Raw genomic sequence first — 25,102 nt, forward strand, 5'->3', positions numbered from 1 at the left:
CGAAGGAGTTCGTTATGAACATGATCGCACTAAACAGCACGACTCAGCCAAGACCAGCCAAACGTGCAACCATTAGGCTTAAACCAGCGTTAGTGAAAACCAAGCAAAATGATACTGCTGATAAACCTGCCCAATCTAATACTTCAACGACTGCTAGGCGTTTGGTTAATACTAAAGACTTAAGCCGTGAGGACTGGCTACAATTTCGCAGACAAGGTATTGGCAGTAGTGATGCTGCGGCTGCTTGTGGTATCCATCCGTATCTATCCATGCTTGAGCTATGGATGATTAAGACCGGACGCATGGAATCAAGCATTGATGAAAGCGTAGAGGGCTATTCACCTTTATACTGGGGCAATACGCTTGAGGCGATGGTCGCTAAATATTACCAAGAACATACCGGCAATAAGGTACGCCGCGTCAATGCCATCTTGCAGCATCCTGATCCTGACAATTACTTTATGCTGGCTAATTTAGACTATGCCATTACTGGTAGTGACGAGGTGCAGGTACTTGAGTGTAAAACTGCTGGGGAACATGGTGCCAAGCTCTGGAAGCATGGTGTGCCCTTGTATGTGACGTGCCAAGTTCAGCATCAGCTGGCGGTCACTGGTAAAACTGCTGCGCACATCTGTGTGCTACTTTGTGGACATGAGGCTAAGATTTATAAGGTTGAGCGTGATGAGCGCTTGATTGAGTCCATCATGAAGCATGAGCGTCTGTTCTGGCACTACGTAGAAACGGACACCCCACCAACCCCTGATCATAGCGAGTCAGCTGCCAAAGCCTTAAAGCTGCTTTATCCAACGCCTAAGCCCTCAAGCAAGGTTGATTTGCGAGATGATGATGGTGCCAATAAGTTATTTGAGCAACTGCTGAGTTATCGTGATTACATGCAAGAGCTAGAGCAGCGTCATGATCAGGTAAAGCACCAGCTGCAAACACTGATTGCAGATAATGAGGTCGCTGTGTTTGAAAAAGGCGCTATTTCTTGGAAACGCTCCAAAGATAGTATCAGTTTGGACAGTAAGGCCGTTATCAAAGCGCATCCTGAGCTGTTGGCTAAATTTAGTAAAACCAAGCAAGGTAGTCGCCGCTTCGTCATCTTAAACGACTAAGCCGCTATTTATTCAATCAACACATAGACAAACCAAAACAAGCGCATAAATGCCCACCCTAATCGGTGGGCTTTTTTATGGCTAAACACATTTTATTAAATACATAAGGACTATCACCATGATTAAAGGTCTAACCATAACCCCACCAGTATTAGGTCGTATCAGCATTGGACGTGTCGTTCAAAAGGACGGCAAACGTCTACCTGCTAAAGACGATCAATTTACCATTACCAGCCAAGTTCAAAATAAGGATGGCTGGATCAATCATCCACTAGATGAAAAGCTACGCGCAAATAATGACGGCAAGCTGAGACAAATACCCGTGCGTATGCTATTTAACGACCCTGAGCTTAATTTGCGAGCCGAATATACCTTATTTGATCGTCAAACTGGACGCCCGCTATGCGTGGGTGACGGTGAGCAATGTCAGCGTCGAACCAGTAATGGCGTTGAGCAACTGCCATGTCCATCACCTGATCGCTGTCCATTGGCGCAAGGTGGAGCCTGTAAGCCATACGGTCGCTTATACGTTAATCTCAGTGAAGATGACGAATTAGGCACGTTTATCTTTCGCACCACAGGCTTTAATAGTATTCGCACGCTTGCCGCACGGCTGAGCTACTTTGCTGCGGTGTCAGGGAATAAGCTGTCGTGTTTGCCCCTGCAATTAACGCTAAGAGGTAAAAGCACGACGCAAAGCTACCGAACGCCGATTTACTTTGTTGATTTAACGCTACGTGATGGGGTGACACTAAAGCAAGCAGTGCAAGATGCGCAGACAATTGATGCGGAGCTTAGCGAACACGGATTTGATCAAGCAGCGCTAGAACAGGCTGCAAAACAGGGTTACGTCAATTCATCCTTTGAAGTTGATAACGATGGCTTACTTGATGTGGCTGAAGAATTTTATCCCATGGAGACAGATGACGTAAGCAATAGCCAACAGGGGAGTTATCAGAACGGGTTAGCCACTCATAACGTGACTAGCATTGAGCAAGGGCTGCGACAAAGCGTGACAGCTGTAAGCTAAAGAAATTGAGGAAGATATGCGGCGTAAATTAGTTAGGCTAAAACAAGCGACCTAGAGTCGCTTATTTTACTTCTTATCGGTTTGTTTTTAGTAGCTTAATACCTAGATTAAGTCTTACAATGTGCTAGTTCTTCATAACGGCATATTAAAAACAGATTATTATTGTTTAAAGTAAGGGTAGCTAAAATGGATTTAGAAAAGATAATGGCATTAAGTATTGCAGTACAACTGTCTAAGAAAATATCTAAAAGAATTGCCAATCAGACTGAACGTTATTTACAGAGCTTTGGTGAAGATACGGTAACAACAAAACCTCTTAAAAACGTATGGGACGATATTTGCTATAAGTTCCAAACAGAAGAATTTTGCGGCAAGGCTTACGAGCTTATGGTTGTAGAATATGTTGGTTCACGGGTCGATGCTTTAGAAGACTATGAATTTAATGCCCTCTACCTTCAAATTGAAAGCCTGCGTACGATTCTAGCTGATTCAGCTAAGAGTACGCCATCAGGTATAGATAAACAAAGTCCTATTAGCATACGTCTCTTCAAAGATCGAGTTATTTTATATCTCATTGAAGAGTATGTTTATAAACGGGCTAAAGGTTACACAAACAAAAGGCTTAGAAAAGCTATAAATAGTTAAGATAGTCATGTATGAAAGTTATTATTAAAAGTATTTTTAACACAGAAAAAGGAGCTGATGATTCAGCCCCTTTTTATTAATCTATGCACAAGGTCTATCGGACGATATAAGTCTCATAAAAAAATACAGGACTCCCTGACTGTATGAGAACAGATGTTCCCATACAATAATTAGGAGATAATCATGGAAAATTCAAACGCAGCACAGCCAATAATCGAGCAATGTAATCACATACCACAACTACTGAGTATTAAAGATGTTGGTAGTTATACTGGTCTTAGTCGTTCTACGATTTATGAGATGGTTAATGAAAATTCTGATCGTTATGACCCAACATTCCCTAAGAAGGTACAGCTTACACAGGTAAGAGTAGTTTGGGTAGCAAGCGAGATTGCAGAATGGATTAATACAAAGATAGCTGATAGGTTTTGCTGATAGGCAGTAGTATAAAATAAACCACTGTTAGTGGTTTATTTTTTTTGTTTAGGGTTGTTGTCCATCTGCCAGTCATTAAGTACAAGCGTTGGCATATTCCGTTTCTGTTAAGTCTGGGTTACGACAGTCTTCCGATGCATCATAACCATCTTTAAAACGTGAACGTTCTTTAATGAATTTACGTAAAGAATCCTCTTCACTACCATCGAGTGTAAAATCATTGAGTAAGTCTATCATTTCTTGCGAGGTTTCAAGATCATTGTCAACTAGATAATCGATGTGTGCCGCTTGAGCAGGTGTTAGTGGCCCCGTTATTTCTTTGTAGTCAACTCTTGTAGCATTATTACGGGAAGCCTCATCACCCGAACTATCAGTAGTAATCTCACTTACTTCTGATAAGGATTCAGTACCAGCATCATGTTGTTCACGTAATTGTGTAGCACGTAGATCTTGGAGTACATCATCAGTGCAAACTCCGTCAGTGTTTTCTTCGCAAATAATGATGCCATCTGAATTATACTGAAGTTTGCTTACTGTTTCTGTTACTTCCTGAGAGGATACCGAGTCTACTGCTTCCTCGGATAGTATTTTGTCACTTGAATTATTACCTGCGTTAGACTCACAGCCAACTAAAAACGCAAGAGCAACAGTACAGCCTAAAAAAACACTTTTCATTATTATAATCCTTTTCCGATATGTCTTTCAGATATCAGAATCAAGTTCATTTTTGATATTTATATATAACTAGCCTCTGATAAAGTCGGAAGCTATTTATAATGGTAGGATTGATTCTCTCGCATTCATAGATGCCTTTATATATCAAGCAAATAGGTAATATTACTTAATGCGTTATTTAAACCTATTTTTTATAATCCAAATAAATGAGTACAGCTAAACCTTCGCCAAAAATTCTTTCGTCAGCTTTGCTAGCTGAGCCACCTTTATAAAATTCATTCCATCCTGCTTCACTTAAATTAATCGAATAATCACGTTTTAGACTATAGCCTTTATTTAAACCATAACCATCACCATCTCTAGCTTGTTCTTTAATCTTACAGTCTGGGCAACCTGGTGTATGAAAACCATTTGGAATAGACTTCCATTGCTTAGATAAAGCATAAAAAGCATTACAATCTTGGTTACCGTTACAGCGCTTAATCTTAGGAGCAAGTTTTGGATTGTTATAATACTTATTCATCGTAGCGACATCGGCATGGCTTACTGAAAAAATAGCAGCACAGCTAATACCCATAGCGATTTTTAAAAGTTTGTTTCTCATAATAGTTTCCTTTTTGTTTTTAAAAAATAATCTATTTATCCGTATATAGTCACCTGACCACAAAAATGTTATAAAATAAATCAACTAAACGATTACCACAATAAATAACCATGACTTACTCCCTAGATTATCGCAAACAAGTCTTAAAAAGCTTAGATGAGGGCATGACCTTTGCTGAAGCTGCTGTTTTCTATGATATCAGTCCAACGACTATCCAGAAGTGGAAAAAGCGTCTTCATAGTAAAACCACTCGATATATTAAGCCCTACAAAATAGAGGATGAAGCCTTAGCTCAAGATGTCAAAGACCACCCTGACGATTATCACTATGAGCGAGCACAGCGTTTTGATTGTAGCCCAACAGGCATCAGTAAAGCCTTAAAGCGTATTGGTGTTAGCAAAAAAAAGACACTTGAGCATCCCAAAGCCTGTCCTGTGAAAAGAGCGACTTATCTAGCCAAGCTTAACCACTACATTGCTCAAGGCTTTGCTATTGTCTATATGGACGAAAGTGGGTTTGAGAGTGAAACGATGCGTCCTTGTGGTTATGCACCCATTGGTAGCCCCTGCATTGGCAGTTACAATTGGCAAGCCAAAGATCGAACCAACGTCATTGGTGCACTATATGGCAAAACGCTGTTTGCACTCAATTGCTTAAAGACCAACATTAATAAAAAGATTTTCTATCACTGGTGCAAGTTCACGCTGATACCAAAGCTTAAGAGAAAATGTGTAATCGTTATGGATAATGCAGCCTTTCATAAGCGCGTTCAAAAGCTGCTTAACAGGCATGGTCACAGGCTATTATTCTTACCTCCTTATAGTCCTGACTTAAATCCCATCGAGAAAAAGTGGGCTCAAGTGAAGTTTTTACGCCAAGGTTGGATGGAAAATGACTTATCTAAATTGTTTTATGATATTCATCCAAAACATAACTCTTTTGTAGTGCAGTGACTATAGCTAACAAGTAGGCTATAAGTTTTTTAGCCTTTATTAGTTATAGTTGTATTTAAGTTTTCAATTATTGAGTATTAAAAACTACTGCTAATAAATCTACACTCTTAGAGACATAAATTCAGTCTCACCATAAACGGACATGTTCTTTACCAGTAGATGCGTTGTCAATAATCAGCCCACGAGATAGATCAAGACACCAGCCTTCTAGGCATTGCTCTGTTGTTCTGAGACTAAATCCTCCAAGTTCTTTAGTTTCTAAGTTTCCCAGCTCGAAGCTATCCATACTGACATAACGGCTCGTATCATTATCTGGCCACTTAATGGTCATAAGCGGTAAATTTTCATTAGATCCATAGATTTGTTTAAGTACAGGGTGAGTATTAGATTTAACGTAGGAGTGTTTAACTAAACACTTTTTACTGGCTGTCTTACCTTTGTAAGCGCAATTAAAATAAGCTTCACCTTTATCTAATTTCATAAAATCTTTAATAGTTGGTCCAGCTTGCGCTTGAGTTACTATTGAACATACAGCTAAACATACAACATACAACATACGAGAGTAACTTCATTGTTTGTCCTATAAACTGATTTTTATCAAAAGAGCATTATATATTAAAGAACAAAATTTTACTCTATAAGAAATCGTCAGAGGGAAATAAATATACAACGATAAAAGATATCTTAAATATCTAAGATTATGGGATAACGTTGGGCTACAAAACAGTGTAATAGCAAACAAATAAAGCTATACTTTGAACCTAGAAATATGCAAGTCATCAGATTGATTTTCAGCAGTATAATATTTAGGTCTAATAGAACCATAAAAATAGTCTTTTCAATAAAAAGACTATTTACAGACTATTTTCAAATAAAAAACCATATAAATCAATAATTTAATCCTGTCTCTAGAGATTGAGTAAAAAGACTTTTCTAGTAATTAGTCTTATCTATTACCAACTGCATTAAAAATTCTAGCAAATTATATAAGAGTCAAAACCTATAGTTTTACTGATTTATACGCTTACCTGAACACGCATATCTTCCGTATCTTCACAGTATTTTATCCTAAGCTCTTTAAAGCTCACCTGACCATTTTGGATAGCTTGCTTGATGATTTTCTGTCGTTGGTTTAGCCTCGCATTTCCTGTTTTAACTTCTGCAATAATGAGATGCACGTCCTCGATAGGCACGTTGCCATCAGCGCATTCGTGCAAGTTTTGGAAAATGACGTAGTCAATCGGTTCACCCATAAATCGGCAGTCCGAAGGGTTGTAAGGAAAATCAGTGATAAAGGGTGTGAACTGCTCACCAATTTGACCTTTTAGTACATTGCGCTGCATATTGTTGGAACGCTTTTGAGCCTCCTTAATGTCTTTCGCTAATTGCTGTTGAAAGCCTGCTTCTCTTTCGAGCATATCGTTCCTAATTTGCGCAACATCTCGTTCACTCTGTAGCAGAGTCTTATTTTGTAATTGTATCCGTTGTATAGCCCATACAAGCATGGCTAACATCAGCAGTATTATAATTAGTAGCATAGTAGTGAGTGTCATAGCTTTATTCTCCGTATTTTCAAATAGAATCATATTTAAGCAGTAGGGGTCATGTCCATTTCTTGCAGTCGCTGAAAGACAGTGTCTGAAAATGGTTTGAAGTAATTCCATGACTTATACTTTTGATTGTACTGACCACCGCCTTCGTTACGCCATTGCTTTAATATCTCAATAACATCATGGTTGTAGGTCACACACTTAATAGACACCATGCCTGAATTAAAGACTCTGACATCTACCCAAGCATGGTTAATGGTAAAGCGATAGATCGTATAGCCTTTATCAAAGCTTCCGTTGCTATTCTCATCAGTACTGCTCTGGCAATTATAAAGAGGCTCAGGTAATGGTGTAGGGGCTACTGGTATTGTTAAGGATTTCGGTGCTGGGAATATCCACTGCTTATTACTGACACAGTCTAAAATATGATCCTTTGCTTCCTCACTTGGCAACTCAATACCTTGTATAAGGATTTCTCTCAAATCGATCTCAACGGTCTTAATACCCAGCTGCTTAATAAAATCCGATTTATCGGTATCTATGAAAGAAGTCACAGCAACTTCGATAAACATCATTTCCCCATTAATCGTTGCGACTATATCAGGTCGAATACAGCCAACAGCTTGCTCTTCGATTAGTTGATCAAACTGCCAAGTTTTATCCCCGCTATTTTCGTCATCGGGTAGAGATGGCAGTGTTAAATACCTCTCTTGCATAATGACTTGCTTGGCAAACTTGTGTAGGATACTTTCAGGGTGGATAGTGCAGCTTTCCTTATTGTTGAGATGCGCAAAATGATGCTCATTCTTTTCACCTTTACGAGCCACAACAGGCTCATCACATTCAAAGCAAAAACACATACAAGCCAGCCCTCGCTCTACTTGCTTAACATTGACGATTTGTTTTTGCTCATTAACAGCGATTGACATTGACATAGTTACCATCCTCTTGTTAGTTGGTTAGGAGTGAGGTAATTATGAGAAAAATTCTGCCTCTGAAACAGACTGCTATAGGGGATGTAATAGGGGTTTAATCGGTATTTATATATGAAAAACATACACTTAGTTGTTTTTGAAGAGCTCAAAAAACAATTGCTTAATTTTCCAAGAAATACTTTTTATGATCATTGTCTAAGAATAATAGTTGACGCACAGCTCAACAAACTAAAATATTCAGATGAAGGGTTTGAGCCTGAGAAGCTATCGAGGCAAGTTATTTACGCCAAAGCTAGAGGCGTAAATGAAAATACTGTAAGCAGTGAAATCGCTAAAAATAAGATAAAAACGGATAGATTAAATGTAGAGTTAATAAGGTTTATTGAGTCACAACCAGACTGTGAACAGGCGTTTAATGCTATAGGTTATTTACCAGAAGTTATTTCATCTGTATCAGAGGGTGGTGCCAAAAACAGAACCCTCGTATGGATGAGCATCAAAGCTATTGAAAATGAGGAAGTGTGTGAGAAAGAGCAGATAGCTAAATCTGCTGTTTTTGATTCTGATGAAAATATTGAGAACGACGAAGATTTAAGTAATATTACTTATGAGCGCAAAGCGGCTTCTGAGATTAAGCCATCTTTATTCACTCGGCTTTTCTTCAAAAAGGGTGAGCTAAAGATCTTAAGCTTTCGAGGCGTTTTGCTAATGGTCTTGCTGATGCTAAGTTTTTTGGTAGATATCTTTATTGCTATATTTTCGTTACTCGTCATTTTATTAATAAGCGAATTGCCAAATTTTAAGCTTTGGCAAGCCATACTTTTTGTGGCATTCATTCCTTTGGCTTACCTTAATTGGCGATATTTCTTTATGCCGTTATATAGACTGCCTTATTATCGTGTTATTAAAGCGCCTATGTTCTTTGCGAATATTAATGTTGTTAATGCGGATATCGAGATGTATTGGGATAAAGATAGGCTGAATGTAGCGAGAGTCACAGAGTTCACTGCAACTTGTCCAATTTGCTCAGGATTGATAGAGCTTGCTGATGGCAAGCCTGATCAAAAGCAGCCGCTAGTAGGGCGGTGTAAGGAAGCACCTCATGCACATGTCTATAGCTTTGATAGAATGAGCATGAAGGGGTACTTCTTAGGTGTGTCAGACTATTTGATAATCAAAAACTAAATTACTGAACATAAAGCTGCTAATTTAGAATGTTATGGATTAGGCAGGCTCTACGGATTTTGTTTTTATATAAATGATCCAGAAATGGGGAGAATAAAAAGTTGAAATTTAAAACATTAACTCAGTTAATCCGAAAAAATATTGCTAGTTATAGCGCCTTAAATCTACTCGAAACAAGACTGAGAAATATATGAACTTTTGGCACATGCAGCTTCATCCTGATGATATCAACTGGAAGAAAGAGGAGAAGCTTTTAAAAGAAACAGGTTACATTGGTCTTGGTGACTGGGAAGAACAAATTTCACAGCAAGAAAGCTTCGAAAAAAGAATGCTAATAGGTGACATTGTTGCTATCAAGAGAGGAGGCACTTTAATAGCTCTAACGAAGGTCATAAGTGATTATGAATATACCGATCAAGTATCTGATTTAGATTGGTTTGTACGTAGAAGAAAGGTTGAGATATTAGATTGGTATCAAGACGAGTATGGCTATTACGTTTTCCCAAGGGGCACTTTGACTAGATGTGATATGAATAATAGTGATGCAGTCACTAATAAAACAATTAAAGGTTGGTATAAAAAAATTATGAGTGAACAAAAAATTAAAGAGGCATCTGAACTTCTCAAGTATAAGCACCAGATCATCCTACAAGGGCCTCCTGGTACTGGTAAGACTCGATTGGCTAAGTTGATCGCAGATAGTTTAACTGAGCCAGAAAATAAAGGTACCCCTGAACAAATTGTCAATAATCTAATTCAAGCCTTTGAAGTTAACAATAAAGAAGCTAGGTTGGAGCGAGAGAAGCAACAGAAATTGCTATCAGAGTTTCATGAAGCTTTCCCAAAAGAAAAACTAAAAGAGCTTACGCTAGAGAGCTATTCAATAGGAACAGGAAAGAACGACTCCTTTTGTTGGTGGATCGAAAGAGGACTACAAAGCTTGGGCTACTATTTTCCAGGCACATCTCGTTCTTACAAAATATATCGGAGCAAAGCTAAGGATGAATACAGTAAACATGGGTTTGTTAAAGATATAGATAACGATGAGTTAGCAATGAAAATGATTGCTGAGACTCTATATGAATTAGTGAACGATAATAGTGTAGAACAAGCCCTTGAGCGTTTCGGGGATAGCTTTGTCCTTAAGGTATTGCATAGCTATTACCCTGATGATTACTTCCCAATTAATAGTAAGGATGCTATTAGAAATGCTTTAAAGCTATTCGATGGTTACGATGATAGTCTAAGCCTGCTTGATCAAAACAAAAAATTGACGCAGATTTATATAGATAAAAAGAAACAATCTGATAGTGAAATGACAAAAAATGAATTTGCCAAGATTATTTGGAGTAACTTTAATTTAAAATCAGGCGAAGCGCTAACACAGAATAAAGAAGTTATAACCCACGGCGAGCATAGAATAATTCAATTTCATCCTGCATATACTTACGAGGATTTTGTCAGAGGTATTGTTGCTAAGACTGATGCTGCTGGTAATATCAGCTATGAAGTCGAGAATAAGACTCTTGCTGAGTTTGCAGAAAAAGCTGAAGGGAACCCTAATGGTAATTACGTATTAATCATAGATGAGATCAACAGAGCGAACTTACCAGCCGTATTGGGTGAGCTTATCTATGCACTCGAGTACAGGGATGATGACTCAATGGAATCCATGTATGAGTTCGAAGGTAAGAGGAATATCAACCTTCCAAAAAACTTATATATCATTGGTACCATGAATACGGCTGATCGCTCAGTAGGGCATATAGACTATGCAATTCGCAGACGATTTGCCTTTGTTGACATCCTGCCTGATGAGACTGTTATCACAAATGACAAGGCTAAGAATCTATTTGAAAAAGTAGCTAACTTGTTTACCTCTGAATACTTATCGTCAGACTTTCATAGAAATGACGTTCAAATTGGGCATAGTTATTTTATCGTGAAAAATGATAGTGAGATTCAGACCAAATGGCAGTATGAAATAAAACCAATATTAAATGAATACATTAAAGATGGGATATTGCTGAGTGAGGCACAAGAGGTTGTAGATAGTCTGTATGATTAATTCTAAGTTACTTAACCACATGGTCTCTGAGACTATCAGAGAGCATGGGGCAATCGATATTACAGCGTTTTCATATGTCATTGAAGCTGATGTTGTTTTTAAAGAAGATGAAAAGCGCAAGTGTATAGAAAATATAAAAAATGGTGAAAAAAGGTTGCTGCAGCCGTCTTTTTTCATTGGTGCTGACTGGTTAATTAAGAATGAGCTAGCGATATACGTCGCTCCTAAAGTGGACGTCAATAATCAGCAGATCGATTATCTACAGATATTGTATTCTTGTTTATCACGTCCAGATATTGCTAAATATACTGATCAGCTATACGAGATAAAAATAGATCAAGATTATATCGAGATTCAGCAAGAGCAAGATCTACTGACACCGTTGCTGATTGTGCAGTTCTTACAACTGCTTAAAGAGATCGTCAAAAAAGGTTTGAAAAAATCTTACTATTCAGTCGAACGTAATCTAAACGGTAGAATCAAAGGCAAGGTGAAAGTTGCTCAGAATATTAAAAGGAATCTCATAAATAATAAAAAGACCAGTACGATCTGCCAGTATGATGTCTTTGGCTATGACACCATCGAAAACAGAATACTAAAGCATACGCTAAAGTTTATACAGCGTTACTTGGCTCAAACATCAACGTTATCACAGTATATACAGCCATTAGTTAATTACTGTCAGCCAGCATTTGTTAGTGTCAGTGATGATGTAGACCTAAATCATCTTAAAAGTATTAAGCACAATGCGTTTTATAAAGAGTACAAGGAAGCTATTAGGATTGCTAAGCTCATAATCAAACGCTTTGGTTACAATACTAGGAATGCCAAAGCACAGCCCACTGGTAAGACTAGCGTTCCACCGTTCTGGATAGATATGTCCAAGCTGTTTGAGTTCTATACTTTAGGATTGTTAAAAGACAGGTACGGTCAAAAGCTTATATTTCAGGCGCAAGGTACATATGGTCAGCCTGATTTTCTGCTATTGGATGAAACCAACAAGCTCATTCTTGATGCCAAGTATAGGCCAATATATCAAGGTAAGGGATATCATAACGAGGATATTAGGCAATTGAGTGGCTACGCTAGGGACACCAGATTACTATCTAAGTTAGGATATATATCAGAAGCTGAACAGGATTCAGCTGTGGTTGGCTGTGTGCTGCTATATACAGATCAAAAGGCTGAGATGATGCTGCCAGATGATTTGACCTTGAATAAGGTAGAAGGCTTTACAAGGTTCTATAAAGTGCCAATTGCTATGCCTTTGATAAAATATTAAAAAATAAGTTGTTAATCAGTTTTATAGTCTTTAATCAATATTCATTGTGACTTCAATAGTTTAAATAAATTATAAGCCAGGATTTATAGCGAACAAACAGAAAATGCATTGTAACCGCTGTAATTTCCTTGTTAAAGCTGCCCAAAGTGAAGTTTGTGATAGCTACGGTGTTGATCGTCTGCATGCAAAGCTGACAAAACAAGGCAATGATATTAGCTAGTATATGGTCAGGAACATTGTGTACTCCTCTAATCAGCAATGTATAATGTGGTGTTTTTAGCTACTAACAAGGCATATGTCGATTCGTAACTGGACGTCTGCGTTAATTCGCGCTATGACTATGTTTGTTAAGCTTACCACTGTTTACTTAATCCAAATGATAGAAGTCCTCAAAGTTAATACTGATTATTGTATTGCATAACCAAATTAAGTCTGCTTAATAGCTATTATAATCTTAAAAATAGGTAGTAAATAAAGTGTCCTTAACGATTAAAAACCTAAAAGATCTTGTGATAGAAAAAGTAAATAACGCAGCCATAAAGTCTGAATATCAATCCTATAAATTAATCTTAGTTGCTGCCCCACAGCACTTACATTGCGCACTGGAAATGGAGCTTTTAAGCAGTCCTATTAGCATGATTAATTTATCGAAGCAGCTTTCTAGAAAGCTAGTAAGCCAATCAGTTAACCAAAGAGCCCATAGACTTCAAGAAGAGGTTAGTGAAATAACTAAATCTTGCAATAATTCAGTATGGCTATCAAAGATTGATATATTGTTCGAGACATCTCTGCAATGCGATCCAATTATGTTACTAAAAAATATAGCTAAATCTCAGGTCTTAGTGGTTATATGGCCCGGTGAAATAGTAGAAAATTCCATGGTTTATTCAAAGCCTGGTAAACAAGATTACAAATCCTATCCGTTAAAAAATTTAAAAGACTTACAGGTAATCGATACCTGCAATGGAGTGTTGAGATGAAAAAGTACGGAGATTTGATTCAATTTGAATCAGTAACAGCTAACATTCAGCTGAAGAACTCAAGTGACTATGATAAGGCGATAGGATTAGTATCGTCTTATGTAATATCAGAGAAAATGTCTCAGAAGTTAAGTAATGTGATTATTGAACAACTTCAGTACGAAGAGTCGGTTGATAATAAAGCGCTTTGGATTGTTGGTAACTATGGCTCAGGTAAGTCACACTTAATGTCAGTGATCTCCGCTGTTGCTGAGTTTCCAGATTTAGCTAGTTATATTTCAAATGAAACAGTTCGTAATGCTGCTGATAAAATTGCTGGTAAATTTAAAGTTATTCGTTTTGAAATTGGTTCAACACAGATGCCATTGACAGATATCATAACTAAAAATTTAACTGATGGACTTTCTGAAATTGGTATAGATTACGAATTCCCTCCAATGACAGAGATCTCATCGAATCATAAACCGTACTTCGAAGAGATGATGGCGGCATTCCATGAGAAATATCCTGATCATGGCTTACTGTTAGTTTGTGATGAAATGCTTGATTATTTCCGTTCTCGTAATGCACAAGAGTTACCTCTAGATATTGCTATTCTTAGAGTTATTGGAGAGGTGATAGACGGTACCCGTTTTCGTTTTATGGCTGGTGTACAAGAAGCTATTTTTGATAGTACTCAATTAGAGTTTTTATCTAAAGAAGTAAAACGAATACGTGACAGGGCTGAGCAAGTATTAATTGCTCGTGAAGACATAAAGTATGTTGTTGCAGAGCGTCTATTGAAGAAGGATGCACAGCAACAAGCATGGATTCGCGAGTATCTTCAAAAATTCACCCCTTACTACGATAAAATGAATGAGCGTTTGGAAGAGTTCGTCCGTATGTTCCCAGTTCATCCAGATTACATTAATACATTCGAAAGAGTAAGAATGGCAGGACTTGAGAATAGACAGGTGTTAAAAAGTCTTTCGCGCCAAATGAACGAATTGATGAAAGAAGAGGTGCCCTTAGATATTCCAGGTATTTTCTCTTATGATACGTATTGGAAAGAGCTAAGTAGTGAACCGAGCATGAAGACCAATCCTGAAGTTGGTCAAGTTATTGAGATTGGCGAACTTCTCATTGATCGGATTGATCAAGCTTATCCTACACCAGGTGAAAAAGAGTTTGCTAAGCGATTGGTTGCTGGTCTTGCTATTCATCGAATGGCAGTTGGTGATATTTATTCTGAAATGGGTGCAACTGCAGCAGAGCTGCGTGATTCCCTATGTTTATATTTGAAAAATATAGAAGTAATGCCCGGTGATAAGAGTAAAAACTTGGAAAATCATATCGTGACTGTTCTTACAAAAATTCGCCGTACAGTAAATGGTCAGTTTTTTTCAAAGAACAAAACGAATGACCAGTTCTACTTAGATCTGAAAAAGACTGAAGATTTTGACGCAATTATCGAAGCAAAGGCATCAACACTTGCACCAGATGACATTAACTCCGCCTATCATGCTGCAATGCTAGAGATTTTAGAACAAACAGACTCACAGCAGTCAAAAATGGCAATGTGGAAACATGAGTTGAAGTGGTGGGATAGAAACGTAAGTCGTCCTGGTTGGTTATTCCTAGGTTCTCCAAATGAGCGTGAAACAGCAAAGCCTCAGCTAGATTATTACATGTATTTCATTCAACCTGAGAACCCGCCAAAGCAGAAGAAAGCTTACATTCGTGAGGATGAGGTACAATTCATCCTTAAAAATCGCTCTGAAGAATTCAATCAGTCTTTGAAGAACTATGCAGCATCTTTTGCTTTACGTGCATTAGCCACAGGTAGTGCTCAGCAAACTTACAAAATCAAAGCTGATGGCTATCTTAGTGAGATAATTAAGTGGATTCGAGCCAATATCAAAGATGCTTTTGAAGTTGAATATAACGGAAAATCTAAACCAATAATGGATTGGCTAAAAGGTGTTTCCGTACGAGAGATAATTGGTATTTCAGATAATGAACATGGCAGTGTAAAAGATGTTTTTGAGTCTGTCGCAAGTTTTATTTTTGAAGATTATTTCCAGTCTTTAGCACCTGAGTATCCTAAATTTTCCCAGAGAATCACCGAAGACACCATCAATGTCGCTACTAAAGATGTATTGAATTTTCTTGCGGGTGGCGCGAGAACCAACCGTGCTAATGCAGTGCTTGATGCTCTTGAATTATTAGACGGAGATAAAGTAAAACCCAGTAATTCTCGCTATGCACAAGCCGTGCTTGACGTATTAGCCGCAAAAGGCCATGGACAAGTTGTTAATCAAAATGAATTGCTAGAAACTATACATGCGCGTTCATACTTTAAACCAGATAGTTATCGACTGGAGCCAGAGTGGTTATTAGTAATCCTAGCGACATTGGTATATGTAGGTGAGTTAGAGTTGGCTGTTGTTGGCAAGGTAATTACTGCAAGTAACATTGATTTGCTAAAAAGTATTGATTTCAATACGCTGCTTGATTTTAAGCATATTCAAGCACCTAAAGACTTTAACGTAACAGCTATCAAAGCAGTGCTTGATTTATTAGGAATGAACGAAGGATTAGCAATATCCATTCAGCAAGGCGATGAAAGTGTTGTCCGCAATATGGGGCAAGAAATTGAGAAGTTAGTTAAGGCTTTAGTAAAAGATCAACAGTCAGTAAAACAGCGACTGATGCTGTGGGGCTATCATGTTCTTTCAGAAAATGAAGCGACGCTACTAGCAGATCGTTTAAGCATAACCAAATCTTTCTTAGAGTCTCTGCAGCGTTTTAACTCTCCTGGTAAGTTGAAGAACTTTAAAGAATCCAAGGATGCCGTTCTTGAGCATTCAGAAACACTTAAAGAGTGGCAAAGCTTTCAACAGCTTTCTGAAGTTGTCGATAACTTTTCTGAATACGCACAATATTTGAAAGAAGCGCAACTTATACTTGATGAGAACGATCCTTGGCAATCACAAGTTAAAGATGCAGCTTTAGAACTAAGGAGCGGTATTGAAGATAAAGATCTGCGCTTGGAAACGAAGTTTAAAACGGCACAGCTATCTAAACTACAAGAACTAAAAAAAGCCTATATTCAACGCTATGTATCTCTATATCAGATGGCTCGATTGACAGCGGTAGAAAATAAACAAAAGTCAGCGCTAACAAGTGATAAGAGATTACAAGCTTTAGAAGCTTTATCTGCTATCTCTTTATTACCAGATGATAAGGTTAGGCAATGGAAAAATAATTGCGCCTCACTACAAGTAGCTGAATCAATAGATACAAAAACAATTGAATTGACGCCAAATCCGATGCAATTCTCTCCACGTAACGAAGGTAGACTTGCAACAGCAAGTGATCGCCTTGTTCAATTAGATAAACAGTTAACAGATATGCTATTTGACTGGACGCAAAGTCTAAAAGCGACATTAACCGATGTATCTTTACAACTTGACTTGTTGTCAGAAGCTCAACGCAGTGAGGTTAAGGCATTTACTTCCTCAGGTAAGTTGCAACTACCAGTGAGTAAAGAGTTCGTCGCAGCGGTAAATGAGGCTCTCTCAGGCTTAGAAGAAGTCAGGATTTCCACAGTAGACTTAGTGGCAAGTTTAGGTAAAGGGACACCTCAAACTCTAGATGACGTCAAAGCCCGCTTTAATGAGTTGCTTGCTCAACACTGTAAAGGCAAAGATAGCAGCAAAGTGCGTATCATTATTGACTAATGCTATCTAATGTTACACATTAGATCTCTTGCAAAAGTACCAGTTCATTGACTTCCACTGACGGAGTCAAGATGGCTAGCGATGACTTATGCAATAGGTCTATTTATTTAGAGCTCAGCTTAATCAGCTGATCTCAACAGGAAATAAAATATGAAACAAGAAAACCTTTTTGATAGTGGTAGTGACGAGAAAGTAGATGGGCCAGTTGAATGCTTAGGAATTACTTTTGAGAATAATGAAGACCGAAGAGCTCATTTTACAGAATTATTGCGTGAAAAACTAAAAGATCCAGAATTTAGAGCTATAGAAGGTTTTCCTATTGGAACCGATAAGGCTATTCTAGAGCTTTCCAATCCTCCTTACTATACAGCTTGCCCAAACCCTTGGCTAAACGAGTTTGTTGATCTTTGGGAGTCTCAGAAAGAAAAAAAAGATGATGAATATCATCGAGAGCCTTTTGCTGCTGATGTGAGTGAAGGAAAGAACGATCCAATTTATAATGCGCATTCCTATCATACTAAAGTACCTCATAAGGCAATTATGCGTTACATTCTGCATTACACTTTACCTGGGGATATAGTGTATGACGGTTTTTGCGGTACAGGAATGACGGGTATAGCTGCTCAGATGTGTGCTGACAAAACAATTGTGGAAAGCTTAGGTTACAAAGTTAATGATAAAGGTGAGGTTTTCGAAAAAAACGAAAGTTTAGAATGGATAGCCTTTTCTAAACTGGGAGCTAGAAAAGCACTTTTATCAGATCTTTCTCCAGTAGCAACTTACATTACTAGTCATTACAATGCAAAATTTGACCCAGAGAAATTCGAAAGAGAAGCGAACAGAATTATTGAACAACTCGAATTAAAATATAAATGGTTATATAAGACACACCATATAGATGGAAAAGAAGGTCAAATAATAAATACTGTTTGGTCGGATGTGTTTATATGTTCGGAATGTACTGAAGAAATTGTTTATTGGGATTCGGCTGTTTCTAATGAACAAAAAAAAGCTTTAGAGGTATTTCCTTGTCCATCTTGTGGCTTTGAGGCTAGTAAGAAGAGGATGCAAAGAGCAACAGTAGTAAAGTATGATTCTATATTAGATAAGACTATCACAGTCGGAAAACAGGTTCCTGTAGTAATCAACTATACAGTAGATGGGCTTAAGGGAAAGTTTTCTAAAAAACCGGACCAATCGGACTTATCTTTAATTAAAGAAATTGATGATTTTATAATTCCCTATCATGTGCCAATTTATGAACTTCAAGATGGATTTAATACAAAACAGCCTATACGTTCCCATGGTTTTACACACGCCCATCATTTTTATACCAAGAGAAACCTGATTGTACTTTCTGCTGCCTGGGAAAAATTAAAGCATTGTGACTCAAGGCTTCCGTTTTTGTTTACCGCTAGTCAAAGGGGGTTATCAAAGTTGGCAAGCATAGCTTTCTCTTATTACTTCCATGGAGGTGGTGGTTACATTAATGCTGGAACGAAAGGAACTCTGTATGTTTCAAGCACCAACCCTGAAGTTTCTGTTTTTCATGGACTTAAATCCAGAATACGCGGATTAAGATTCAGTTTAGATACAGTAAACGGAAATGTAATTACGGAAACAAAAAGTACTACAGAAAAAGGCCTTTTAAAAGATAATTCAGTTGACTACTTGTTTATAGATCCTCCATTTGGTGCCAATATAAATTACTCAGAATTGAATACTCTATGGGAACCTTGGTTGGGAGTTATTACAAATATAAAAGAAGAGGCAATCGAAAATTCAGTTCAGGAAAAAAAACTAGATGACTATCGAAAATTAATGAAATCCGCTTTTTCTGAATGTTATAGAGTATTAAAACCAGGACATTGGGTAACAGTGGAATTCTCAAATACAAAAGCTTCAGTGTGGAACACTATTCAATCAGCTTTAACAGATGCAGGTTTCGTCGTAGCTAACGTTTCAGCTTTAGATAAGAAACAGGGTAGTTTCAAAGCTTATACTAGCCCCACCGCAGTTAAACAAGACTTAGTTATAACTGCTTATAAACACTCCAATTTAACTGTTTTTAATAGAGAGAAAAAGAGTGCTGATAATGTGTGGGACTTTATCTCTAATCATTTGCTTTATTTGCCAGTAACTAAAGTACAAAATAACGAGTTGGTTAAAGTAATTGAGAGAGACTCTAGGATACTATTTGACCAGGTTGTTACTTATTATATTAAGAATAGTTATAGCGTCCCAATTTCAAGTAATGAGTTTCAAAGAGAGCTAGGAATACGTTATGTTGAACGTGATGGAATGTATTTTCTCCATGAGCAAGCTATAGAGTATGATAAAGTGAGAGCTAATTTTACTCAGATAAGGCAACTGAATATCTTTGTTGACGATGAGGCTTCTGCAATAGAGTGGATGCGTCAAGAGCTAAAAAGTAAGCCTAAAACCTACTCTGAAATCCATCCATTATTTTTAAATGAATTATCTGGTTGGAAGAAGAATGAGTTAGAGTTAGAGCTCTCTACATTGTTGGAACAAAATTTTATTAAGTATGATGGTAAAGATGAAGTTCCTGCGCAAATACATACGTATCTTTCTACCAATTTCAGAAACATGCGTGGTTTGGATAAAAATAACGCTGATCTTATAGCTAAAGCTAAAGACCGTTGGTATGTACCAGACCCAAATAAATCTGCTGACTTGGAGAAAGTTCGTTTACGCTCACTTTTAAAAGAGTTTGAAACATACAAACAAGAGAAGAAAAAAATCAAGCAGCCTCGAGCAGAGGCTTTACGTGCTGGCTTCAATGAAGCATGGAAAGTTCAAGATTTTCAGACGATTTTGGATATTGCAGCAAAGATTCCACCTGATGTTCTTCAAGAAGATGAAAAGTTGTTAATGTTTTACGATAATGCATTGACGCTAACCATAACAGACGACGATGAATGGTAGCATAGGATCGGTTAAAAAAATATGACCACAAGGAAGAGTAATCACTCTTCCTTAATTTTTTAGAAGAGAGCTATGGAACAAGAAAGCCTACTTGGTATCGAAAGCAATATAAAGGAATCTGGACCAGTTGAATGTCTAGGTATAAAGTTTGAAAATGATGATAACCGAAGGTCTCATTTTATAGAACTATTACGTGAGAAACTAAAAGATCCAGAGTTTAGAGCTATAGAAGGTTTTCCGATTGGAACTGATGAAGCTATTCTAGAGCTTTCAGATCCTCCTTACTATACAGCTTGTCCAAACCCTTGGCTCAACGAGTTTGTTGATCTTTGGGAGTCTCAGAAAGAAAAACAAGATGATGAATACCATCGAGAGCCTTTTGCTGCTGATGTAAGTGAAGGAAAGAACGATCCAATTTATAGCGCTCATATGTACCATACTAAGGTGCCTCACAAAGCTATAATGCGCTATATCCTGCACTATACAAACCCTGGTGATATAGTTTTTGATGGCTTCTCAGGGTCAGGAATGACAGGCTTAGCTGCTCATTTATGTTCATCTGAAGAGGCTATTCGCCAGCTTGGCTATATAGTTGATTCTCAAGGTAATGTTATTTCAACTAGTGATAAAGGGGTTGAGCAAGCTAAGTTCTCTCGTGTTGGAGAGCGTAAAACAATTCTTAATGACTTGTCTCCAATTGCAACTTTAATTTCTAGTGGCTATAACTCACCCTTGAGTATTGAAAAGTATCGAGAAGATGCAACATTAATTTTGGAAAGTATTAAATCTAAACTAGATTGGATTTATCATACGAAACATATAGACGGTCAAATAGGGAAGATTAATTACACCGTTTGGTCAGAGGTTTACTCATGCCCTCAATGCTCAGGAGAGGTCGTATTTTGGGAGCAAGCAGTACAAAGAGAAGCAATGGTAGTACTCTCGGAATTTAACTGTAAGCATTGTGGAGCAGAACTTTCTAAACGAAACGTAGAAAAGATTTTTGAGAAGTCTTTTAATGGCTTAAACCAAGAGTTTCAATCTCGTCAAAAACTTAAACCTGTGCTGATTAACTATTCAGTAAATGGTCTTAATCGGAGGTTTGAAAAGATTCCAGATGAGCTGGACATAGAAACGTTGGATAAAGTTAATGAGATAAAAAATAATGGATACATTCCAACAAATAGAATAATTGGTGGTAAAGAAATTGGTCGACTTAAATTAATTTCAATGGATACGATAGATCAACTAATGTGCCCAAGAGCCAATTTAGTTCTTGGTGCGTTTCTAGCAGAGTGTGAAAATAAACCTAAACTAAAACTATTGATAACATCTGCAATTTTAAATTTAAGTTGGATGTATCGTTGGAGAGCAAACGGGAAGGGAGGTACGACATCTGGTACATATTACATTTGCGCCACTCCACAAGAGAATAACGCGTTTAATCAATTAGAAACTAAATTGAAAAGCCTTTTGAAAGGTATGAAAGACAACCCTCGCAATGTGGTCTCATGTGGTGATAGTTCGTGCCTTAGAATTAAAGAGAATTCAATAGACTATATTTTTTTAGACCCTCCTTTCGGTGCAAACTTAATGTACTCTGAGCTCAGCTATTTATGGGAGTCATGGTTACAACTGTGGACCAACAATAAAACAGAAGCTATTGAAAACTCTACACAAGGCAAGGGCCCCGATGAATATAGACACTTAATGACAAAGTGCTTTAAAGAAGCCTACAGAATACTCAAGCCAGGAAGATGGATTACCATCGAGTTTTCTAATACAAAAGCTTTAATATGGAATTCGATTCAGACAGCCATTAAAGAAGTAGGTTTTGTTATTGCTAATGTATCAGCGCTTGATAAGAAACATATGAGTTTTAAGGCAGTTACAACTGCTACTGCAGTTAAACAGGACTTGGTGATTACAGCTTATAAACCAGTAGAAAATCGTTTGAATGGAATTGATATAGATAGCGATACATACATTAAAGATATATGGGCATTTATCAACTCACATTTAAATTACTTGCCAGTCTCAAAGTTTCACGGAAGTGAACTCGTTAAGCTACCAGAACGTGACCCAAGAATACTGTATGACCAAACTATTTCTTACTATATTTCTAGAGGAGCTAATCTGCCTCTTTCAAGTAAAGAGTTTCATTTAGAGCTTGATAAGAGATTCAAAGAAAGAGACGGAATGTACTTCACCGATAAGCAATTGGTCGAATATGAAAGAGCGAGGATAAAAGCCTCAGCTGTTCAGCAAATATCAATATTTGTTGATGATGAAGAGTCAGCTATTGAATGGTTAAGGTATGAACTTAGTGATAAGCCGAAAAGTTATTCACAGATTCATCCATTGTTCTTGAGTCAGCTTTCTGGTTGGAAAAAAAATGAGTTAGAATTAGAGCTATTGACACTTTTGGAGCAAAACTTTCTTAAATACGAAGGCTCTGATGATGTTCCATCTCAAATTCATACCTACTTATCTACTAACTTCAAGGATATGCGAGGTTTGGATAAAAATGATCCTAAACTTGTAGCTAAAGCTAAAGATCGTTGGTATGTTCCAGACCCGAATAAATCGGCTGATTTAGATAAAGTTCGTTTGCGCTCACTTTTAAAAGAGTTTGAAATATACAAACAAGAGAAGAAAAAAATCAAGCAGCCTCGAGCAGAGGCTTTACGTGCTGGTTTTCATAAAGCTTGGGAAATAAAAGATTTCCAATCAATTTTGGATGTAGCAGCTAAAATTCCAACAATTGTTCTCCAAGAAGATGAAAAGCTGTTAATGTTTTACGATAATGCATTAACTTTAACTTCAACGGAATATGACGAATGGTAACTAACTATACTAAGAGGCTTTAACTCCTCTTAGTATTTTTAAGAATAAAGATTTTTGGTGAATTGGATATTTTAAAGATTTGAAAGCCAATTCGTATATTCATCTTGATTAGCTTGTAATATTATATTCCAGTCTAAATCATACACTTGGAAATAACTAAGGTCTGTAAGGTGAATTACAATAAAACTAGGTACGTTGAATTCTAAACTTAATATTTCCATAATTCGAATTTGTAATTTTAATCTTTTTTTTATGGGCGGAATACTTTTTACTAGATGTTGTTTTGAATCAAGTTTTCCAGTTGTCTCTATGAATGCTGAGATTCTTCCATTTCTGAACTCCGTATAGTCAACATCTCTACAAAAGCAGTTATAATCTAGTTTATAGTGCCAAACACTATAGCTGGACATTTGTTGTGGATATTTAGGAGGATCTGGCAGATTGAGGTAACCCTCCCAAACTTAAGACACCTAATAAATAGAATTAAGCTGCCTGATTGAGTTTCTGTATCGGTGTAAAACCGCCATTGCCCATGTTTGGGCGCTTATGATTATAATGGTATAACCAGTTTTCTGCTTGTGCGCGTACCTGCTCTAGATTATCAAACAGCTCCTGATTTAACCAATCATATCTCATGGTTCTGTTAAAGCGCTCTACATACGCATTTTGCTGTGGATTGCCAGGTTCAATATAGCTTAAGATGATGCCTTGCTGCTCAGCCCAGTCTTTGAGCGCATTGCTGATGTATTCAGGGCCGTTATCGCATCTTATCTGCACAGGTTTGCCTCGGTACTCAATAAGCTGATTAAGACTGCGTATGACCCTTTGCGCCGGTAGCGAGAAGTCGACTTCAACGGTGAGTGCCTCACGGTTGTAATCATCAATGACATTGAACAGTCTAAAGCCGCGGCCATCAGTTAAGCTGTCGTGCATAAAGTCCATGCTCCAGCTTTGGTTAATCCTATCAGGTACTGCTAATGGTATTGGTTTAGCACGTTTAATGCGACGCTTAGGCTTGATTCTAAGGTTGAGTTCAAGCTCACAGTAGATGCGATATACCCGCTTATGGTTGTACGGCAGTCCTAGCACATTACGCAAGGTTAAAAAGCACAAGCCAAAGCCCCAGTTCTTGTTCTCATCAGTCAGTTTGATAAGTAAGTCCGCTATTTGCTGGTTCTCATCTGTTACCACCGACTTGTGATAATAACAGGTGACGCTGATGTTAAAGATGCTACAAGCCCTGCGGATACCAATACCACGATCTTCAATGTAGTGACAAACCAACGCTTTGCGCCTTTGGGGCGCTACCACTTTTTTGACATAGCATCCTGTAGGATGTCGGATTTAAGACATTCATCAGCGTACATCTTCTTTAAGCGGGCATTTTCAACTTCAAGCTCTTTAAGACGGCTGATAAGTGTGGCGTCCATACCACCATATTTAGATCGCCAGTTGTAGAAGGTGCTTTGACTGATGTTATGCTCGCGGCACAGCTCAGTGATAGGAACGCCTTGCTCGGCTTGTTTTAGGATGTTGACGATTTGGTTGTCGCTAAAGCGTGTCTTTTTCATAGGATTCTCCTGCTGGTGTATTTTAGCAGTTAATCTCTATTTGTAAGTGTTCTTATTTATTGGGGGGATTACCTTGAGAGATAGTTTAGAATCTCCTAAACCTTCTATAAATTCTTTTAATTTATTGCAATTAAAAAACCTCTTCTCACCTTTAGTGTTATATGCGACTATTTCAGTTAGAGGTTCTGGGTGATTAGGAATCAATTCATTGCTGACTATAGATTTGTACTCTATATAATAGCTAGATGCAATGACAGAAAAACGCTTCAATAATGGCATTCTCAATTCTAACGAAGGTTTTGGATAATTCTTGTCATGTGCATCAATGAATGCAACAATATTCTTCCAGTTTCGGACTTCAACATAAATGTCATCAACGAAATCACCAATAGCTAAAGAATATCTATACTCTTTATAACTCACTTGCGCCTCTCACTTTAATTGAATGACTGAGTATAATGATGTGGCTGGACCATCGAGTCAATACCGTCGACAATGTGTCTAACGGAATCAACATCAAAATTGTATTATAAATCTTTCTTTATATAATTTA

19 protein-coding genes are annotated in these 25,102 nt (G+C 37.6%); 12 read left to right on the forward strand and 7 right to left on the reverse strand.

What is annotated here, in order from left to right; translation table 11 throughout:
• The first annotated feature begins 14 nt into the window (after nt 1–14).
• The 4 genes from BTW00_RS08460 (at nt 15) to BTW00_RS08475 (ending at nt 3,228) form a co-directional block, all read left to right on the forward strand.
• Nucleotides 15–1,118 (forward strand): YqaJ viral recombinase family protein, encoded by a 1,104-nt coding sequence (locus BTW00_RS08460; protein WP_075107035.1) that lies wholly within the window; start codon nt 15–17, stop codon nt 1,116–1,118.
• Between the two features lie 118 nt (nt 1,119–1,236).
• On the forward strand, nt 1,237–2,148 hold the full coding sequence (locus tag BTW00_RS08465; RefSeq protein WP_075107036.1) for a hydrolase or metal-binding protein: 912 nt from the start codon (nt 1,237–1,239) through the stop codon (nt 2,146–2,148).
• Nucleotides 2,149–2,334: 186 nt separating this feature from the next.
• Nucleotides 2,335–2,793 carry a hypothetical protein gene (locus BTW00_RS08470; RefSeq protein WP_025653246.1) on the forward strand — a complete coding sequence of 153 codons (459 nt, stop codon included), beginning with the start codon at nt 2,335–2,337 and terminating at the stop codon, nt 2,791–2,793.
• Between the two features lie 183 nt (nt 2,794–2,976).
• On the forward strand, nt 2,977–3,228 hold the full coding sequence (locus BTW00_RS08475) for an AlpA family transcriptional regulator (RefSeq protein WP_075107037.1): 252 nt from the start codon (nt 2,977–2,979) through the stop codon (nt 3,226–3,228).
• A gap of 75 nt (nt 3,229–3,303) precedes the next feature.
• Here BTW00_RS08475 and BTW00_RS08480 read toward each other — a convergent pair whose 3' ends face one another.
• The gene (locus tag BTW00_RS08480; RefSeq protein WP_075107038.1) at nt 3,304–3,903 is read right to left on the reverse strand and encodes a hypothetical protein; all 600 of its coding nucleotides are present in this window, start codon (nt 3,901–3,903) and stop codon (nt 3,304–3,306) included.
• Between the two features lie 184 nt (nt 3,904–4,087).
• Nucleotides 4,088–4,507, reverse strand: a complete 420-nt coding sequence (locus BTW00_RS08485; protein ID WP_075107039.1) for a hypothetical protein — start codon at nt 4,505–4,507, stop codon at nt 4,088–4,090.
• Between the two features lie 110 nt (nt 4,508–4,617).
• Here BTW00_RS08485 and BTW00_RS08490 point away from each other — a divergent pair, with 110 nt between their 5' ends.
• The gene (locus BTW00_RS08490) at nt 4,618–5,460 is read left to right on the forward strand and encodes an IS630 family transposase (RefSeq protein ID WP_075107040.1); all 843 of its coding nucleotides are present in this window, start codon (nt 4,618–4,620) and stop codon (nt 5,458–5,460) included.
• Between the two features lie 127 nt (nt 5,461–5,587).
• Here the strand turns inward: BTW00_RS08490 and BTW00_RS08495 are convergent, their stop codons facing one another.
• The 3 genes from BTW00_RS08495 to BTW00_RS08505 all read right to left on the reverse strand — a co-directional run bounded on the left by BTW00_RS08495 (nt 5,588) and on the right by BTW00_RS08505 (nt 7,945).
• A complete protein-coding gene (locus BTW00_RS08495) occupies nt 5,588–5,941 on the reverse strand; it encodes a hypothetical protein (protein WP_178379277.1) in 354 nt (117 codons plus the stop codon).
• Nucleotides 5,942–6,476: 535 nt separating this feature from the next.
• On the reverse strand, nt 6,477–7,124 hold the full coding sequence (locus tag BTW00_RS08500; RefSeq protein ID WP_305956143.1) for a Holliday junction resolvase-like protein: 648 nt from the start codon (nt 7,122–7,124) through the stop codon (nt 6,477–6,479).
• On the reverse strand, nt 7,049–7,945 hold the full coding sequence (locus BTW00_RS08505) for a competence protein CoiA family protein (RefSeq protein ID WP_075107042.1): 897 nt from the start codon (nt 7,943–7,945) through the stop codon (nt 7,049–7,051). The genes BTW00_RS08500 and BTW00_RS08505 overlap by 76 nt, the downstream gene beginning before the upstream one ends.
• A gap of 111 nt (nt 7,946–8,056) precedes the next feature.
• On the opposite strand from BTW00_RS08505, the gene BTW00_RS08510 reads away from it, so the two are divergent.
• The 7 genes from BTW00_RS08510 (at nt 8,057) to BTW00_RS08540 (ending at nt 22,978) form a co-directional block, all read left to right on the forward strand.
• Complete coding sequence (locus BTW00_RS08510; protein ID WP_075107043.1) at nt 8,057–9,130, forward strand: hypothetical protein; 1,074 nt, start codon at nt 8,057–8,059, stop codon at nt 9,128–9,130.
• Nucleotides 9,131–9,320: 190 nt separating this feature from the next.
• Nucleotides 9,321–11,198, forward strand: a complete 1,878-nt coding sequence (locus tag BTW00_RS08515; RefSeq protein WP_075107044.1) for an AAA family ATPase — start codon at nt 9,321–9,323, stop codon at nt 11,196–11,198.
• Nucleotides 11,191–12,480 carry a hypothetical protein gene (locus BTW00_RS08520; RefSeq protein ID WP_075107045.1) on the forward strand — a complete coding sequence of 430 codons (1,290 nt, stop codon included), beginning with the start codon at nt 11,191–11,193 and terminating at the stop codon, nt 12,478–12,480. Before BTW00_RS08515 ends, BTW00_RS08520 begins: the two co-directional genes overlap by 8 nt.
• A 476-nt stretch (nt 12,481–12,956) precedes the next feature.
• The gene (gene brxF / locus BTW00_RS08525; protein WP_075107046.1) at nt 12,957–13,460 is read left to right on the forward strand and encodes a BREX-3 system P-loop-containing protein BrxF; all 504 of its coding nucleotides are present in this window, start codon (nt 12,957–12,959) and stop codon (nt 13,458–13,460) included.
• Nucleotides 13,457–17,182 carry a DUF6079 family protein gene (locus BTW00_RS08530; RefSeq protein WP_075107047.1) on the forward strand — a complete coding sequence of 1,242 codons (3,726 nt, stop codon included), beginning with the start codon at nt 13,457–13,459 and terminating at the stop codon, nt 17,180–17,182. The genes brxF and BTW00_RS08530 overlap by 4 nt, the downstream gene beginning before the upstream one ends.
• A 150-nt stretch (nt 17,183–17,332) precedes the next feature.
• Nucleotides 17,333–20,131, forward strand: a complete 2,799-nt coding sequence (locus BTW00_RS08535) for a DNA methyltransferase (RefSeq protein ID WP_075107048.1) — start codon at nt 17,333–17,335, stop codon at nt 20,129–20,131.
• 72 nt (nt 20,132–20,203) lie between these two features.
• Nucleotides 20,204–22,978 (forward strand): DNA methyltransferase, encoded by a 2,775-nt coding sequence (locus BTW00_RS08540; protein WP_075107049.1) that lies wholly within the window; start codon nt 20,204–20,206, stop codon nt 22,976–22,978.
• Between the two features lie 483 nt (nt 22,979–23,461).
• Here BTW00_RS08540 and BTW00_RS08545 read toward each other — a convergent pair.
• Both BTW00_RS08545 and BTW00_RS08555 read right to left on the reverse strand, forming a co-directional pair.
• A protein-coding gene (locus tag BTW00_RS08545; protein ID WP_178379278.1) for an IS3 family transposase occupies nt 23,462–24,549 on the reverse strand; the annotation gives its coding sequence in 2 pieces (ribosomal slippage) (nt 23,462–24,297 and nt 24,297–24,549; 1,089 coding nt in all).
• A 36-nt stretch (nt 24,550–24,585) separates the two neighbouring features.
• Nucleotides 24,586–24,972, reverse strand: coding sequence for a hypothetical protein (locus tag BTW00_RS08555; protein ID WP_075107051.1), 387 nt, complete (start codon nt 24,970–24,972; stop codon nt 24,586–24,588).
• Nucleotides 24,973–25,102: the final 130 nt, after the last annotated feature.

The sequence above is a fragment of the Psychrobacter sp. C 20.9 genome, assembly GCF_001921765.1.
GTDB classification, from domain to species: domain Bacteria; phylum Pseudomonadota; class Gammaproteobacteria; order Pseudomonadales; family Moraxellaceae; genus Psychrobacter; species Psychrobacter piscatorii_B.

Excerpts from the sequence above, each read along its gene's own strand:
- BTW00_RS08460 (WP_075107035.1), top strand. The coding sequence starts at position 15 with ATGAACATGATCGCACTAAACAGCACGACTCAGCCAAGACCAGCCAAA.
- BTW00_RS08465 (WP_075107036.1), top strand. The coding sequence starts at position 1,237 with ATGATTAAAGGTCTAACCATAACCCCACCAGTATTAGGTCGTATCAGC.
- BTW00_RS08470 (WP_025653246.1), top strand. The coding sequence starts at position 2,335 with ATGGATTTAGAAAAGATAATGGCATTAAGTATTGCAGTACAACTGTCT.
- BTW00_RS08475 (WP_075107037.1), top strand. The coding sequence starts at position 2,977 with ATGGAAAATTCAAACGCAGCACAGCCAATAATCGAGCAATGTAATCAC.
- BTW00_RS08480 (WP_075107038.1), bottom strand. The coding sequence starts at position 3,903 with ATGAAAAGTGTTTTTTTAGGCTGTACTGTTGCTCTTGCGTTTTTAGTT.
- BTW00_RS08485 (WP_075107039.1), bottom strand. The coding sequence starts at position 4,507 with ATGAGAAACAAACTTTTAAAAATCGCTATGGGTATTAGCTGTGCTGCT.
- BTW00_RS08490 (WP_075107040.1), top strand. The coding sequence starts at position 4,618 with ATGACTTACTCCCTAGATTATCGCAAACAAGTCTTAAAAAGCTTAGAT.
- BTW00_RS08495 (WP_178379277.1), bottom strand. The coding sequence starts at position 5,941 with ATGAAATTAGATAAAGGTGAAGCTTATTTTAATTGCGCTTACAAAGGT.
- BTW00_RS08500 (WP_305956143.1), bottom strand. The coding sequence starts at position 7,124 with ATGGAATTACTTCAAACCATTTTCAGACACTGTCTTTCAGCGACTGCA.
- BTW00_RS08505 (WP_075107042.1), bottom strand. The coding sequence starts at position 7,945 with ATGTCAATGTCAATCGCTGTTAATGAGCAAAAACAAATCGTCAATGTT.
- BTW00_RS08510 (WP_075107043.1), top strand. The coding sequence starts at position 8,057 with ATGAAAAACATACACTTAGTTGTTTTTGAAGAGCTCAAAAAACAATTG.
- BTW00_RS08515 (WP_075107044.1), top strand. The coding sequence starts at position 9,321 with ATGAACTTTTGGCACATGCAGCTTCATCCTGATGATATCAACTGGAAG.
- BTW00_RS08520 (WP_075107045.1), top strand. The coding sequence starts at position 11,191 with ATGATTAATTCTAAGTTACTTAACCACATGGTCTCTGAGACTATCAGA.
- BTW00_RS08530 (WP_075107047.1), top strand. The coding sequence starts at position 13,457 with ATGAAAAAGTACGGAGATTTGATTCAATTTGAATCAGTAACAGCTAAC.
- BTW00_RS08535 (WP_075107048.1), top strand. The coding sequence starts at position 17,333 with ATGAAACAAGAAAACCTTTTTGATAGTGGTAGTGACGAGAAAGTAGAT.
- BTW00_RS08540 (WP_075107049.1), top strand. The coding sequence starts at position 20,204 with ATGGAACAAGAAAGCCTACTTGGTATCGAAAGCAATATAAAGGAATCT.